Annotated in this window: 13 protein-coding genes; all 13 read right to left on the bottom strand. The window is 58.3% G+C overall.

The features are described from left to right. Positions 1–30 precede the first annotated feature (30 nt). A complete protein-coding gene (locus tag CKW31_RS14275; RefSeq protein ID WP_095095953.1) occupies positions 31–1,218 on the bottom strand; it encodes an MFS transporter in 1,188 nt (395 codons plus the stop codon). A 322-nt stretch (positions 1,219–1,540) separates the two neighbouring features. After that, the gene (locus tag CKW31_RS14270; protein WP_095095951.1) at positions 1,541–2,062 is read right to left on the bottom strand and encodes a DUF3833 domain-containing protein; all 522 of its coding nucleotides are present in this window, start codon (positions 2,060–2,062) and stop codon (positions 1,541–1,543) included. Between the two features lie 26 nt (positions 2,063–2,088). Continuing rightward, positions 2,089–2,616 carry a chalcone isomerase family protein gene (locus CKW31_RS14265; protein ID WP_095095948.1) on the bottom strand — a complete coding sequence of 176 codons (528 nt, stop codon included), beginning with the start codon at positions 2,614–2,616 and terminating at the stop codon, positions 2,089–2,091. 277 nt (positions 2,617–2,893) lie between these two features. Next, positions 2,894–3,481 (bottom strand): peroxidase-related enzyme, encoded by a 588-nt coding sequence (locus CKW31_RS14260; RefSeq protein WP_095095945.1) that lies wholly within the window; start codon positions 3,479–3,481, stop codon positions 2,894–2,896. After that, a complete protein-coding gene (locus tag CKW31_RS14255; protein ID WP_095095943.1) occupies positions 3,478–3,999 on the bottom strand; it encodes a CMD domain-containing protein in 522 nt (173 codons plus the stop codon). The genes CKW31_RS14260 and CKW31_RS14255 overlap by 4 nt, the downstream gene beginning before the upstream one ends. Positions 4,000–4,070: 71 nt before the next feature. Next, on the bottom strand, positions 4,071–5,636 hold the full coding sequence (locus CKW31_RS14250) for an ABC transporter substrate-binding protein (RefSeq protein WP_095095940.1): 1,566 nt from the start codon (positions 5,634–5,636) through the stop codon (positions 4,071–4,073). A gap of 55 nt (positions 5,637–5,691) precedes the next feature. Beyond that, positions 5,692–6,705, bottom strand: a complete 1,014-nt coding sequence (locus CKW31_RS14245) for an ABC transporter ATP-binding protein (RefSeq protein ID WP_095095937.1) — start codon at positions 6,703–6,705, stop codon at positions 5,692–5,694. After that, positions 6,695–7,723 (bottom strand): ABC transporter ATP-binding protein, encoded by a 1,029-nt coding sequence (locus tag CKW31_RS14240; RefSeq protein ID WP_095095934.1) that lies wholly within the window; start codon positions 7,721–7,723, stop codon positions 6,695–6,697. Before CKW31_RS14240 ends, CKW31_RS14245 begins: the two co-directional genes overlap by 11 nt. Next, positions 7,720–8,625 carry an ABC transporter permease gene (locus tag CKW31_RS14235; protein ID WP_095095931.1) on the bottom strand — a complete coding sequence of 302 codons (906 nt, stop codon included), beginning with the start codon at positions 8,623–8,625 and terminating at the stop codon, positions 7,720–7,722. The genes CKW31_RS14240 and CKW31_RS14235 overlap by 4 nt, the downstream gene beginning before the upstream one ends. Beyond that, the gene (locus CKW31_RS14230; protein WP_095095928.1) at positions 8,622–9,596 is read right to left on the bottom strand and encodes an ABC transporter permease; all 975 of its coding nucleotides are present in this window, start codon (positions 9,594–9,596) and stop codon (positions 8,622–8,624) included. The genes CKW31_RS14235 and CKW31_RS14230 overlap by 4 nt, the downstream gene beginning before the upstream one ends. Continuing rightward, entirely contained in the window at positions 9,593–11,053 is a 1,461-nt protein-coding gene (locus tag CKW31_RS14225) for a SidA/IucD/PvdA family monooxygenase (protein ID WP_095095925.1), read from the bottom strand. The genes CKW31_RS14230 and CKW31_RS14225 overlap by 4 nt, the downstream gene beginning before the upstream one ends. A gap of 362 nt (positions 11,054–11,415) precedes the next feature. Continuing rightward, positions 11,416–12,366 carry a LysR family transcriptional regulator gene (locus tag CKW31_RS14220; RefSeq protein WP_095095921.1) on the bottom strand — a complete coding sequence of 317 codons (951 nt, stop codon included), beginning with the start codon at positions 12,364–12,366 and terminating at the stop codon, positions 11,416–11,418. 475 nt (positions 12,367–12,841) lie between these two features. Continuing rightward, a complete protein-coding gene (locus CKW31_RS14215) occupies positions 12,842–13,171 on the bottom strand; it encodes a hypothetical protein (protein WP_095095918.1) in 330 nt (109 codons plus the stop codon). Positions 13,172–13,630 lie beyond the last annotated feature (459 nt).

Raw genomic sequence — 13,630 nt, 5'->3', positions numbered from 1 at the left:
TGAGCTATCTCTTCCGCCAGAAATGCTGCATCAAGCCGCCGCAGCCTGCGCCCTTCTCATGCTCCACATCGCAATCACGGCAATCAACGCAACAAGAGCGCTGAAGAACTCACCCACATGGCGCAAGCCAAACACCGGCACGCTCACCCCGACAGCAATCACCGGCAATGACATGGACAGGTACAACACCACAAACAGCGCCGAGGCGACTGCAGCTTTCTGATGTGGCGGGCTGGCGGCCGTTACCGCGCCCATGCCAGCGCGGAACACCATGCCCTGGCCGATACCTGCGGTGATACCCGCAACGATCAGCAACAGCATCTGCTCAGTCGCGATACTCAGGCCCAAGGTCAGCATGCCAAGGATCAACGCGACGCAACCCAGGGTCATGTGCTGACGAGACGGCAACCATTGCAACAGCGCTTGACCGACTACCGATGCGGCGAAGAACGAGCCGACCACGGCACCGATCACGATGCCACTGGATTGCTCCATGACCTGACGCATGATCGACGGCACCATGCTGGTGAACAGCCCGGCAACGCTAAAGCCTGCCAGCCCGGCGATGGCTGCCGGAATGAACAGACCGCGCACTTCGGCAGGAATCGAAGGCCGCATAACCCGCAGGCGTGGTACCTCCGGGCGCTTGACTGTTTCCCGGGCAACCATGACACCCACCAACGCAATGCCCAGAAACCCCAGATGCAGCCAGAACACCAGTTGCAGGGGATGCGGCAGATGCTGTGAGGTCAGACCTGCCAGCAAAGGTCCAAGCCCGAGGCCGAACATGTTGGCAGCCGTCGCTACCAGCGTGGAGCGCTTGCTCCAGGACTTGGGGGCCAGCTCGATGATTGCCACCGTTGCAGTACCGGTCATGATCCCGGCGGAAAACCCGGAAAACAGTCGGCCCAGCAAAAGACCGCCAATGGAATTGCAGTACAGGAAAATAACCGCACTGATCGCGCCCATGACCAAACCGGCACACAGCATCGGACGGCGCCCGACCTGATCGGACCAACTGCCCACTGCCAGCAACGCGGCGATGACTCCAGCGGCATAGATCGAGAAAATCAGCGTCACCCAGGTTTCGCCAAAGCCCATTTGCTGTTGGTAATAAACATACAGCGGCGTCGGCAGCGTGGTGCCAACCATGACGATCAACAAGGCGCAGGCCACCAGAATGAAATCTCTGCTGGAAGAGGAAACAGGCTTGGTCATGCAGGGCGTCCGGTGAGGAAATTCGTGTTCATGCGTCCGGCATCGATGGCCGGGGGTAGCCATAGTACAGAGGGGTGGGAAGGATCGGCAGAGAAGGTTTCAAGAAATTTCAGACAGGCAGATGAAAGAACCAATCCTGACACCACGCTGTCCCGCTGCCGACGGAGTACTTGTGGGAGCGGTACTTGCCCGCGATAAGCGGCGACGCGCTTTGAAGGGTAAATCGCGGTGTTCTTATCGCGGGCAAGCACCGCTCCCACATAAAAGCCGCATTTATTCAGTGAGTTTTTTTATGTTCGATGAAAGCTCCTCTACCGACTAATCATTCTTTACGAAAGAAAAACGTCACCTGCCCCAACTCCACACCCAGCTTGCTCATGTACGAGCGATTGGCCAGGGTCTTGTCGTCCAGCAGGTACATCCAGTCGTCGAAGTGCACTTTGTACGTGGTGCCGTCTACCGGAAGATTCAGCACGTAACGCCAGTGAAAGGCATTGCCGGACACTTCACCGAAAGCCTCACCTTCGACATCTCCCGCCGTCCCCTTCCAGCGGCCCGGCCCGTCAGGAACCAGCGTCCATACCCGGGTTTCTTTTTTACCGTCGCTGTAGGTGAAGTCTTCGTGCAGGATCAGCGCGTCACCTTCGCTACGACCATTGATCACCACGTCCATGCGTTTGGTCACTTCCCCGGAACGCTTCTGGAAGATGCCTTGGGCGACAACACGCCCGGTGAAGTATTTCCGCAGATCCAGCTTTGGGGTTTCCTGACTGTATTGCTTCACGTCCACGCCGCTGCAGGCAGTCAAACCAATGCATGCAGCGATGATCATGGCCTTCAACATAGTGCAGCTCCCAGCAGAGAAATGAGTTATTTACGTGCCCCGCCCATCAGTTGCTCACGCAGCTCCGGGTTACGGGTTTTCGGGCTCAGCCAGATATCAAAGAACGCTTTGGCAAACTGCGGATCCTGTACAACATGTTGCAGCTTGTCACCGACATAAAAGCGCGCCTCGCGCCCCGGGAAATACACCCCGGTGATCTTCATGCCCTCTTCTACATCGACAAACGCCTGAGCCATTTGCTCACGCCAGGCGACCAGCTGCGTTTCGGGGATCGCCTTCGGGGAAGTACGTTTGATCTCGACGATACTGGCCTCAACCAGATCATCCTGGGATATCGTCCGGTGATAAGTCAGCTCCAGCGCAAACGGCTGATCGGCCTTCAAAGGCTTGCCGACACTCAACAAGCGCGCGGTGTAGACACGAAAGCCAAACACCCGCAGATCGCCCCCACCGATGACCTGCGCATTGGGCAACGCTTCCTGCCACGAAGCGTTCGCCACCTGGCTGAGCACTTGACTGAACAGCAGAAAAACCACCAAGCAAAGTCGTGTCATACAAAGTCGTGCCATACATCGCCTCTCGTCCGGATCTTCAGGGCAAGACCAAAAAAGGGCCAGCAACCAGATGCAAGGTCAAAGACCACAACAACACCCGGATGCTGGCCCCTAAGACATAAAAGCTATACGAGGAACACGATCTTGTACAATTTTTAGCGAGGTTTTTTATTCAAACGCCTGATTGCTGATTTCTGGCGAAGGAAATTTGCGATGTGCCGACGCCCTCCCGGCTAACGCCGACCCAACGGGGTTGGGCATCTCTTCTACCCCATCTTCACGCGTCTTTGTAAACCGGCTCGCCCAGGTTGAGCATCAAACGATTGGCCCAGGCGAAAATAGAGATCGCATGGATCAGGTCCAGAATCTGCGCATCATCCAGACCTTGCGCGCGCAATGGCCCGATGTGTTCAGCCCCCAGCGCAGCCGGGTCAAGGGTGAGATCGATGGAAAAACGCACGATGGCCTTTTCCCGCTCAGTTGTCCCGGCCGTTTCAGGATCGGTGAAGATCTCGGCAATCACATCGTTACGCTTTGCCAGTTGCTCAAAGCGCTGGGCATGTACCGAGGCGCAATACACACACTGATTGATACGGGAAACCACGGTGCTCGCCAGTTCACGTTCGGCACGTGACAAACCGCCGGGGGCGTACATGATGGCGTTGAAGGCCAGCGAGCGCTGACGCAGCACCTCGGGCTGATGCGCCAGGGTCAGGTAATAATCGGACACCTTGGCCTGCGGATGACTCTCTTCCAGCACGGCCACTTGTTCGGGTGTCGCGCTGTCGAGCTCGATGGTTGGCAGCCAGGCTTTCCAGCCCAATACTTCGCTGGTGAAACCGTTGATACGGATAGGCTCACTCATGACGCGGCTCCTGCGGCTGACAACGCGGCAAGACCTGCCGCCAGGCGAATCTGATACGACAGGTAGGCAATCAACTGTGCGAGCACCACGATTTCTGCGGTCGACAATCCGGCTTGCTGCAACACATGCAACGCCTGCTGATCACCTTCCACCGGGCGCTCGATCAGAGTGCGGGTAAAACCGAGAATGGCGTGCAAGCGAGCATCGGTTACGCGCTCAAGGGCTGCGAAATCCAGTGCGCCAATCAGCAACGGATCAACGCTCAACGCCTGCAACTGCTCTTTATAGTAATCAGCCAACAACGGGCTGGGCGCCAGACGGCTGGCAAAATAGGCCACCAGCAGGCGCTCATTCAGGGACAGATTATTCTCAAGCAGCGGGTCGAAAAACTGCGCGTGGCTGCCCTGAGTCGCGGCCAGCACTTTGTCACGGGCGTGGCGAACCTGATGCAGATGCGTGCCGGGCGTCAGGCCCAGCAAATCATCCAGGACATCCGGCGATTGAGCGGTGGAATTCATCACAAATCCTCTGAGTGCATCGGGCTGATGCCTGTCGCCCGCAAAGGCGTCAGGCTCAGGGTTTCAAGACTTCAAGGCAATTTGGTAACCATGCTTGCGGCCGTGCGGTCGCTGACCAGAGGCTCAACTTTCAGGTCTTTGCGCGCAGCCCAGATGTTCTGATAGTGGAACAGCGGAATGATGCCGACGTCGTCGGTCACGACCTTCGCGGACTCTTCCAGAATGGCCCGGCGCTTGGCTTCGTCGAACTCGGCGGTGGCTTTGGTCAATGCCTGATCCACCAGCGGGTTGCTGTAGTGACCCCAGTTGGAGGCACCCAGACCCTTGGCGCTGTCGACGGTGGTCAGAATGTTGGTCAGCGCATAAGCCGCTTCGCCAGTGCCGTTACCCCAGCCAATCACACTGATTGCCAGTTCGTTCTTGTTGGCCTTACCGGCGTAAACCGCCCAGGGCAACACTTCCAGTTGCACCTTGACGCCAATCCGCGACCAGAACTGTGCCACGGCCTGCATGGTTTCCGGCGCTTGCGGGTAACGGTCACCCGGTACGTGCACGGTCAACTGGAAGCCATCCGGGAAGCCCGCTTCCTTCAACAGCTCCTTGGCCTGTTTCGGGTCGTACGGAATGTTTTTCAGGTCCGCGTTATAGCCGAAGGTATTGGCGGGCATCCACTGGTTGGCCTCGGTCACGGTGCCTTGCATGATGCGTTCGACAATCGCCTGACGATTGATCGCCAGCGACAACGCCTTGCGCACCTTCACATCGCGCAGCGGGTTTTGCTCCAGAGGTTTGCCCGCGTTGTCACGGATAAACTCGTTCGGGCCTTCGCGGAAGCTCGGCTGAACAATCAGTGCACGCAGCCCGGAGTAAGCGTAAACCTTCACATTCGGGCTTTGACGCAGGCGGGCCACGTCCGTTGGCGAGACCTTGTCGATCACGTCCACATCACCCGCCAGCAAGGCTGCGGTGCGGCTCGCGGCATTGGCGATATAACGATAATCAACGCTGTCCCACAGCGGCTTCTCGCCCCAATACGCGTTGTTGCGCTCGAAAATCGTGCGGTCGCCCGGCACAAAGGAAACGAAACGATAAGGCCCGGTGCCGACCATCGCTTTGCCCGAGTTGTAATCAGCGCTCGCGGCACCTGCACCCACGTGACGGCTGACGATGTAGATCGAATCGACGTCCGGCAGCAGGTTGGCGTTAGGTGAGCGGGTCTTGATGATCAGAGTGTGATCATCCTTGGCCTGGATCGACTCGACGGTCCGCATGGCTCCCGCGTAAGACGCAACGGAACCGGGTACGGCCCGGGCTCGTTCGAAGGAAAACACGAAGTCATCGGCGGTGAGCGGCTTGCCGTCCTGCCATTTGACGTCATCGCGCAGGCTGAACTCCCAGGTCTTGTCGTCCAGCACTTTCCAGCTCTTGGCCAGGCCCGGCAGGGTCTTGTCGTCGTGACGATTGACCAGCGATTCGAAGGCATGCAGCGCCACCGAACGATCACCGGCGTAGTTATTCAGTTGCGGATCGAGGGACGAGACCGGGTCGGCGTAACCGATACGCAACGCTTCAGCCGAGGCGCTGCCGCCAGCCAGAATCAGGGCCGAGGCCAACAGTGAACGAACAAGAGGTTTCATGTGTTGTTTCCTTGTACGCAATGGCAATAAGAAAGACGGACGATCAAGCGTCCGTTCAGGCTGTTTCGTTGAGGTGGCAAGCGCTCAGGTGGTTCGGCGAAACCTCCCTGAGCGGTGGAACTTCCACGCGACAGCGCGCCATGGCGTGCGGGCAACGAGGATGGAAATGACACCCGGCAGGCGGGTTCAGCGGGCTGGGGATTTCCCCTTTGATCGCGTCATAACGGGCACTGCGAATATCGAAACGCGGGATCTGCGCCAATAAGGCCTGGGTGTAAGGATGATTGGCACGACTGAACAGATCGTCGACATCGGCGCTCTCCACGACCCGCCCCAGGTACATCACCACCACGCGATCGCACAGATGCTCGACCACACCAAGGTCATGGCTGATGAACAGATAGGTCAGGCCCAGCTCGTCGCGCAGGTCCATGAACAGGTTGAGAATCTGCGCCTGAATCGACACGTCCAGGGCCGCCACCGACTCATCGCAAACCAGCAGCTCAGGCTGCACCGCCAACGCACGAGCGATACCGATGCGCTGACGCTGACCGCCGCTGAACTGGTGCGGATAGCGTTGGCGCAATTGCGGGCTGAGCCCGGCACGTTGCAGTTGCGCGCTGACGTAATCGTCGAACCCGGCCTTGTCGGTCAGACCATGGAGCAACGCGCCCTCCCCGACGATACGATCAACGCGAAGACGCGGATTAAGACTGGCGGACGGATCCTGAAAAATCATCTGGATTTTCAGTCGCGCCGCCTGACGCTCTTCATGGGTGAAATCTTCAATGGACTTGCCGTCAATGGACGCCGTGCCGGAAGACACTGGCAGCAGGCCCGCGACCATCCGGCCAAGGGTCGACTTGCCACAGCCGGACTCGCCGACCAGCCCCACCACTTCGCCCCGCACAATGCGCAGGTCAACCCGGTCGACCGCGTGTGTCACTGACGTCGGCCGGGTCAATTGCAAACGCTGCAAGAGATGTTGCAGTCCGCTGTCGGGACTGGCTTTGCCGAATGTCTTGCTGACATCGCGCAGCTCGATGATTGGCGTCGATTCATTGCTCATCGGCGGCTCCCGGATGAAAACAGCGGACCAGTCGGCCCGGCTCTATCGCTTGACTGGGGGGATCCTGCTCGCACACCGAGGTTGCTCGGGTGCATCGCGCAGCGAAGGCACAACCTGTTGGCATCGACAGCAGATCCGGTGCCATGCCGGGAATCTGCCGTAACCGCTGACCGCGTTTGTTACGGCTCGGCAGGCTGTCGATGAGGCCTTGGGTATAAGGGTGTTGCGGGCGATCCAGCACCGCCGCGACGGTGCCTTGTTCGACGATGCGCCCGGCGTACATCACCGCAATATCGTCCGCCAGACCGGCGACTACCGACAGGTCGTGAGTGATCCAGATCAGCGAAGTGCCCTGCTGACGGACCAGCTTCTGCACTTCACTGAGGATCTGTGCCTGAATGGTCACGTCCAGTGCTGTGGTGGGTTCATCGGCAATGATCAGGTCTGGCGAATGCAGCAACGCAATGGCAATCGCCACCCGCTGACGCATGCCACCGGACAACTGGTGCGGGTAAGCGCGCAGTCGCTCATCAGGACTGGCGATGCCCAGCAGCGCCAACGTACGGCTGGCATGCTCCCGGGCCTCGGCGCGGCTGAGGGGCTGATGCGCTTGCACCGCCTCGATCATTTGCGTGTCGACGCGCAGCACCGGATTGAGGGTCATCATCGGGTCCTGAAAGATCATCGCGATGCGATTGCCTTGCAGGTGGCGCAACTCCCTGGCAGACAAGCGGGTCAGGTCACGGCCTTGAAACAACACTTCACCGCCGCTGATACGTCCCGGCTCATCCACCAGACCCAGAATCGAGAAACCGGTGACTGATTTGCCGGAACCGGACTCGCCCACCAGACCCAGAATTCGCCCCGGTTGAATGCTCAGGGACACATCACGCACCGCGGGTAGCACCCCGGCGCGGGTATAGAACGAAGTACACAAACCGCGCACATCCAGCGTCGGCTGCACGCTGGCCGCTTGCTCGACGGCTAACGATTCGGCAGAACTGTCTGGCAGGCTCATCGTTGCAACCTCGGGTTCAGCACATCACGCAGACGGTCGCCCACCAGGTTGATGGCGACGATGGTTATCAGCAGCGCCACACCGGGATAGAAACTGATCCAGTACTCGTCGCTGAGCATGTACTGAAAGCCGTTGGCGATCAGCAACCCCAGCGAAGGCTCGGTAATCGGCACGCCAAGACCGAGGAACGACAAGGTCGCTTCCAGGGTGATCGCCCGGGCGATCTGCAGCGCGCCGATCACGATCAGCGGTGGCAGGCAGTTGGGCAGAATATGTCCGACCACAATGCGCCATGAACCAACGCCCTGGCCCCGCGCGGCATCGACGTATTCGCGGCGACTTTCAGTCAGCGCCTGACCTCGGGCGGTACGGGCGTAGTAGGCCCATTCCAGTACTACCAGGGTGAGCATCACATTGCCGACGCCTTTGCCCAGCCAGGCGAGAATCATCAACGCCATGAGAATCACTGGAAATGACAACAGCAAATCCACCAGACGCATCAACAACGCATCGACCCAACCGCCTGCATATGCCGACAACAAGCCAAGCATGGTTCCGAGTACTGCGGCGATGAGCGCGGAACCAATGCCGACCCAGAGACTGATGCGCAAGCCGTAAATAATCGCCGAGAGCAAATCGCGACCCTGGCCGTCGGTGCCCAGCCAATAGGTATAACCGGCGTCGACGTTTTCCGTGCCCGGCGGCAGGCGCGCATCCAGAACGTTGAGCTGCATCAGGTCATAGGGGTTCTGGTGAACAATCCAGGGTGCCAGCGCCGCAACGCCGACAATAAACACCAACACCAGCAAACCGAGCATGGCCGTCGGCGAAGTCTTGAACTCCGAGACGCCGCGCCGCCATGGGGATTGCGCCTTGAAGGTCGCTACAGGGGCCTGGCTCATCGTTTGGCCTCCACACGCACACGCGGGTCGAGGAAGTAATACAACGCATCGACAATCAGATTGAGCACCACAAAAATCACCACAACCACCATCAGATAAGCCACCACCACCGGGCGGTCGAGCATATTGATGCTGTCCAGAATCAGCTTGCCTGCACCGGGCCAGGCGAAAATGCTTTCGGTCACCACCGCATAGGCGATGGTCGAACCCAGCTCCATGGCCAACACCGTGACCAGCGGAATCATGGTGTTGCGCATCACATGCATGCACATCACCCGCACCGGCGACAGGCCTTTGGCCCGGGCAAACTTCACGTACTCCTGCGGCAGCACTTCACGCACGCCAGCACGGGTCAGGCGCAGCACCAGGGATATCTTGAACAGCGCCAGATTGAGCGCCGGCAAAATCAGATGCTGCAAACCGTCGAGGGTCAGGAAAGACCACTGGATACCGAACAGCTCACGCGTTTCGCCGCGGCCACTGGCGGGCAGCCAGCCAAGCTTGATGGAGAACAGCATGATCATCATCAACGCCACCCAGAACGCGGGCAGTGAGAAGCCGACGATGCTGGAGGCCATCAACATGCGTGATAACGGGTGATCGGGATAGCTGCCGGCGAACATGCCCAATGGCACGCCGAGGACAACAGCGAGAAACATCGCGCTGAAGGCCAGCTCAAATGTCGCGGGCAGGCGCTGCAGGATCAGGCGCATGGCGTCTTCGTGGTAGACAAAACTCTGGCCTAGATTGCCTTGCACTGCGCCCTTGAGGAACAGCAGATATTGCTGCCATAACGGCTTGTCCAGCCCCAGATGAGCTATGGCCGCCAGCCGTTCGGCCTGATTGAGGTCCTCGCCGACCAGAATGTCCATCGGGTTGCCGATGGCGTTCAGGCCAATGAAAACCACCAGGGTCATCAGCAGCACCACCAGCAGCGACTGACTCAGGCGACGCACCAGCCAGCCGATCATCCGCGTAACTCTTGAGCCGTCGGCTCGCTGGCGACCCATTCATCACCGAGCAACTCAGGCTCGGCGTAATTCTGCATGGCGGTAAAATGCAGCTCGATGTCTTCGTTGAACAACTGCCCTGCCAGGCCTTGAGCGAGACGCTTGGCGCCTTCGCTGATGGCCGGAATATCACCTGACACCGCGCCGTAGCTCAGGGCTGCCGGATAGTTGAAGCAATGAATCTGGCCGATGCCGGGGCATGCGCCGGGGGTTTTCTCCTGAAACTCGAAACACAGGCCCAGGTCTGGCAAGTCCTCCAGTTCGTTATCCGGCTCGCCGCCCGGTGGTGTGAAGCTGTCACTCCAGGCGCGGACATGCTGGGCAAAACTGGCGAACTCGGGACGCAGCTGAAAGTTGGTGCGAAAGCCGGTAGCGAATACCAGAAAGTCCACCTCGATGCGGGCCTTCGGCGTATCCACCCACAGGCCACCGGCCGGGTTTTCCTGAACGGCGACAACCGGGCTATTCAGCAGAAAACGTGAGTTGGGTGAGCGGGAAACCCGCTGAGTACTGCCCCGTGGCGGTGGGACTTGCTGAGTGTTCAGGTATTTGCGAATCCGCCACTTCCAGGCATCCGGCAACCGCCAGTAACCGTGGGTCATGCCCGGATTGCCAGCGCCCTTGCCTTTATTGACCCGCGGCAGCTCTGCCCGGCGAATCAACAGATCGACGCGTTTCGCACGAGCTTCCAGCGCGGTGGCGGCGCTGTCCATGGCCGACGCACCACCACCGATCACGGCAACGCGCTTGCCGACAAACCATTCATCCTGCAATCCATCAGACGAATGCGCCCAGAAATGCCGTGGTAAACCGTTGGCAAAATCAGGCACCCAAGGACCGCCCAGACCGTCGCGACCGGTAGCCAATACCACATGGCGAGCCACAATAGTTTGAAGCTGCCCGGCATGCTGGATATCAAGCTCAACCAGACCATCAGCCCGAGGCTGGACACGGCTTACGCGATGCTCGTTGCGCACATCCAGCTTGAGCGCCTTGCGATACCAGCGCAGGTAATCCGCCCATTGCAGACGCGGAATCTTGTCCAGCGCATTCCACGCCGCCAGACCGAACTGCGCCTCGAACCAGGCTCTGAATGTCAGCGCAGGCAAGCCCAATGCGGGGCCTGTCAGTTGCTTGGGTGAACGCAGGGTTTCCATACGCGCGGTAGTCGCCCACGGGCCTTCGAAACCGGCTGGCGACTGGTCGTAAATGCGCGCGATTACACCCATATTGCGCAGCTCGGCGGCCAGTGCCAGGCCAGCCATACCACCACCGATAATGGCCACATCCAACACCGCCTGCCCGTCATTGACCCGAGGCTTTACCCAAGGCGCAGCAGGCAAATCCAGCCATTGCAAATCCTGCTGCAAGCGAGCTTCCAGCGCGGCAAGACCGCTGGCGGTGTTCAGATCGGACATTTTCAATACTCGGCATTCGAGAAAAGGTGGTCACTTGCTATACAAGAAGCATTCCACACTCATACATTTTCAAATTCATAAGGCTCATGAATTCGGATAACGAATAGTAGAAGTCGTGGAATATTCCTTCAACGATGATTATTGAATATTGATATTCCATAAAGGTATTAGGGCAGGAGCAGAGATGTTTTGCCCCCATGCGGTTTCTTGTGGGAGCGGTGCTTGCCCGCGATAAGGCTGGATGCGGTTCACTTTGGAGTGCGTCCAGCCTTATCGCGGGCAAGCACCGCTCCCACATAGAAGCAGCATTCCATATCTAGAAAAAGAGAGAAAAGCGCACCGCCACCACTCAGAACCTGCACCTACCCCGCATAAATGCTCTGCAGCAAAGCGTCGTGTTCGCTGGGGTCATGCATGACCATGGACGGCAACATTGCCTGGGCGGATCTGGCGAGTTCTTCGATCAGCGCCACCGACACATCGGTTAACGGGCTGGCGAAGGCAGAAATCAAACCGAAGAAGAACGGGATGTTGCACTCGATGGGTCGCACTACAACACCATTGATCGGGACGCCCAAAGCTGTGAACGGATCAACCAGTGCGATACCCAAGCCGACGCGAGCCATCTGCATGGCGACCAGTGAGGTATTGGTATCGAGCATATGGGGAGTCTTGCCACCGGCATCCTGAAACGCCTTGTCGATGCGACGACGGAAACGAAACGGGTTGGACATGGTGATCAACGGATGCGAGGCCAGCACCTCCATGGGCAGCACGTCGTAGCGAGCCAGTTCCGAGTCTGCGGGCAGCACGGCCACGCACGGCGACTCGCCGATCCAGTGGATGTCGAGGCCGCGATGCTCAAGGGGCAGGCTCACAGCTCCCAGGTCCATGGTCTTGGAAAGGACTGCCTGAACGACGTTTTCCGGAGACATGCTGTGCAGTTGAATGTGCTGCGGTTGCAAAGGCTGCGGCAGCCGGGACAAGGCCAGCGGCAGCAGACCTGCCGCCAGCGCCGGGATGGCCACGAGCTTGATCTGGCGATTCTCGTCCTGAGCAATATGCAAGGCGCGCTGGCGGATGTTGCGGATACCCAGCAAGGCACTTTCAACCTCGGCGTACATCATGAAGGCTTTCTGGGTGGGCGTGACTTTCGGACCGCTGCGCTCGAACAAGGCAAAGCCGAGCTCTTGCTCCAGCTCCTGAATCACCCGGGTGACTGAGGGTTGTGAACGACCGAGCATTTTACCCGCTGCCGTGACACTGCCAGCCGACATAACCGCCGCGAACGCTTCCAGTTGCCGCAAATCCATACATACGCCTTGTCATGAACGATGAAGATCAGATACTGCCCGGCGCTCATCCGCAGCGGGAAGCGGCCAAGCCTAACCTATCGAACAGAACAAGCCTACTTGGGGGTTGCAGGGACTATCTATGTAGATGACATGGTGTCAGTTGCACCGCACTTTCTCGCGGCATATGAACTGTAGGAGTGAGCTTGCTCGCGATTCAATAGTTATCACAACAACTTGTCGCCTGACCTGATGCCATCGCGAGCAAGCTCACTCCTACAGGAATGTGGTTCAACTCTGTTACTTGTATCTATTAAGCAAAAGTGAACGCGTCCGCGAAACAATTCCCCTGACACACCGCCTCGCCAAAAAGTTGGCTCCAAAGACGATGCACAACATACATCCCCTGTAGGAGCGAACTTGTTCGCGAGCAATGCGACTGACACTACGCTTCGCGAATGAATTCGCTCCTACAGGGGACTACTGCAAACTCAACCTAATACGACCGCTCGACAACCCGCGACTCAGGCTGACGCTGTGCCTGACTCCATACGTCCTGCAATGTCTGCAGCACATCGCTCATGAACTGCTTGTCTGCGGCGGCCTTTTTGCCGACCCAGCCATGGCCGCGGCGGTACATCGACAGGCGAGCGCGCAAGTTCGGACGACTGGCAAGGAACTGCTCTTCCGGCACACCCGACGCAAGAGGGTCAATACGCACTTCGCCTTCTTCGCACACCCACAGGATATGGTTGTCGAGCGTGTCCTTGCGCGCAGCAAACAGCTCGGAAAGTTCATTGATAGTAGGTTGGTTATTCAAGTTCATGTGTAACTCCTTGACCGCTCGTCATCTGATTAATTAGTGAGCTCAAACACATCATCAAATCGGCCAATTGATTCGTATCACTGCAGATGAACGAAACATCAAACGCTCGTTATCGTTCAACTCCCTACAGAGCCGGCCCTTGACTAGATGCATGTAGTCTTGATGAAAAGCTGCTACGCGACAGCGTCAAACAGTAGGAGAACTAGCGAGACTTCCTGACACCCACGCCAACCTGAACAGCAGTCAGCCACAAGCTTCATGAGGACGTATCGCCAGCTTCTGCTCGCCCTGAGACGACCATGCCAGGTCAGCTTCATCAATCTGCCTCGTGGGCAGTACACATCCGGGAACATCACGACGGCTTGTCGTGCATGTCAAGAACACCCTTTCCAACTCTCCCGATCAGGGAGACAGCTGCATAATGCAAGTCGAAAAGGCATGCGTCAATGATTATGTAGT

Source organism: Pseudomonas sp. Irchel 3A5 (assembly GCF_900187575.1).
Lineage (GTDB): Bacteria > Pseudomonadota > Gammaproteobacteria > Pseudomonadales > Pseudomonadaceae > Aquipseudomonas > Aquipseudomonas folii.
The sequence above is the reverse complement of the archived record's forward strand: the minus strand, read 5'-3'. Positions and strand labels throughout refer to the sequence as shown.

Coding starts and splice junctions, on each gene's coding strand:
- CKW31_RS14275 (WP_095095953.1), bottom strand. CDS start 1,218: ATGACCAAGCCTGTTTCCTCTTCCAGCAGAGATTTCATTCTGGTGGCC.
- CKW31_RS14225 (WP_095095925.1), bottom strand. CDS start 11,053: ATGTCCGATCTGAACACCGCCAGCGGTCTTGCCGCGCTGGAAGCTCGC.
- CKW31_RS14265 (WP_095095948.1), bottom strand. CDS start 2,616: ATGACACGACTTTGCTTGGTGGTTTTTCTGCTGTTCAGTCAAGTGCTC.
- CKW31_RS14260 (WP_095095945.1), bottom strand. CDS start 3,481: ATGAGTGAGCCTATCCGTATCAACGGTTTCACCAGCGAAGTATTGGGC.
- CKW31_RS14250 (WP_095095940.1), bottom strand. CDS start 5,636: ATGAAACCTCTTGTTCGTTCACTGTTGGCCTCGGCCCTGATTCTGGCT.
- CKW31_RS14220 (WP_095095921.1), bottom strand. CDS start 12,366: ATGGATTTGCGGCAACTGGAAGCGTTCGCGGCGGTTATGTCGGCTGGC.
- CKW31_RS14235 (WP_095095931.1), bottom strand. CDS start 8,625: ATGAGCCAGGCCCCTGTAGCGACCTTCAAGGCGCAATCCCCATGGCGG.
- CKW31_RS14230 (WP_095095928.1), bottom strand. CDS start 9,596: ATGATCGGCTGGCTGGTGCGTCGCCTGAGTCAGTCGCTGCTGGTGGTG.
- CKW31_RS14240 (WP_095095934.1), bottom strand. CDS start 7,723: ATGAGCCTGCCAGACAGTTCTGCCGAATCGTTAGCCGTCGAGCAAGCG.
- CKW31_RS14215 (WP_095095918.1), bottom strand. CDS start 13,171: ATGAACTTGAATAACCAACCTACTATCAATGAACTTTCCGAGCTGTTT.
- CKW31_RS14270 (WP_095095951.1), bottom strand. CDS start 2,062: ATGTTGAAGGCCATGATCATCGCTGCATGCATTGGTTTGACTGCCTGC.
- CKW31_RS14255 (WP_095095943.1), bottom strand. CDS start 3,999: ATGAATTCCACCGCTCAATCGCCGGATGTCCTGGATGATTTGCTGGGC.
- CKW31_RS14245 (WP_095095937.1), bottom strand. CDS start 6,705: ATGAGCAATGAATCGACGCCAATCATCGAGCTGCGCGATGTCAGCAAG.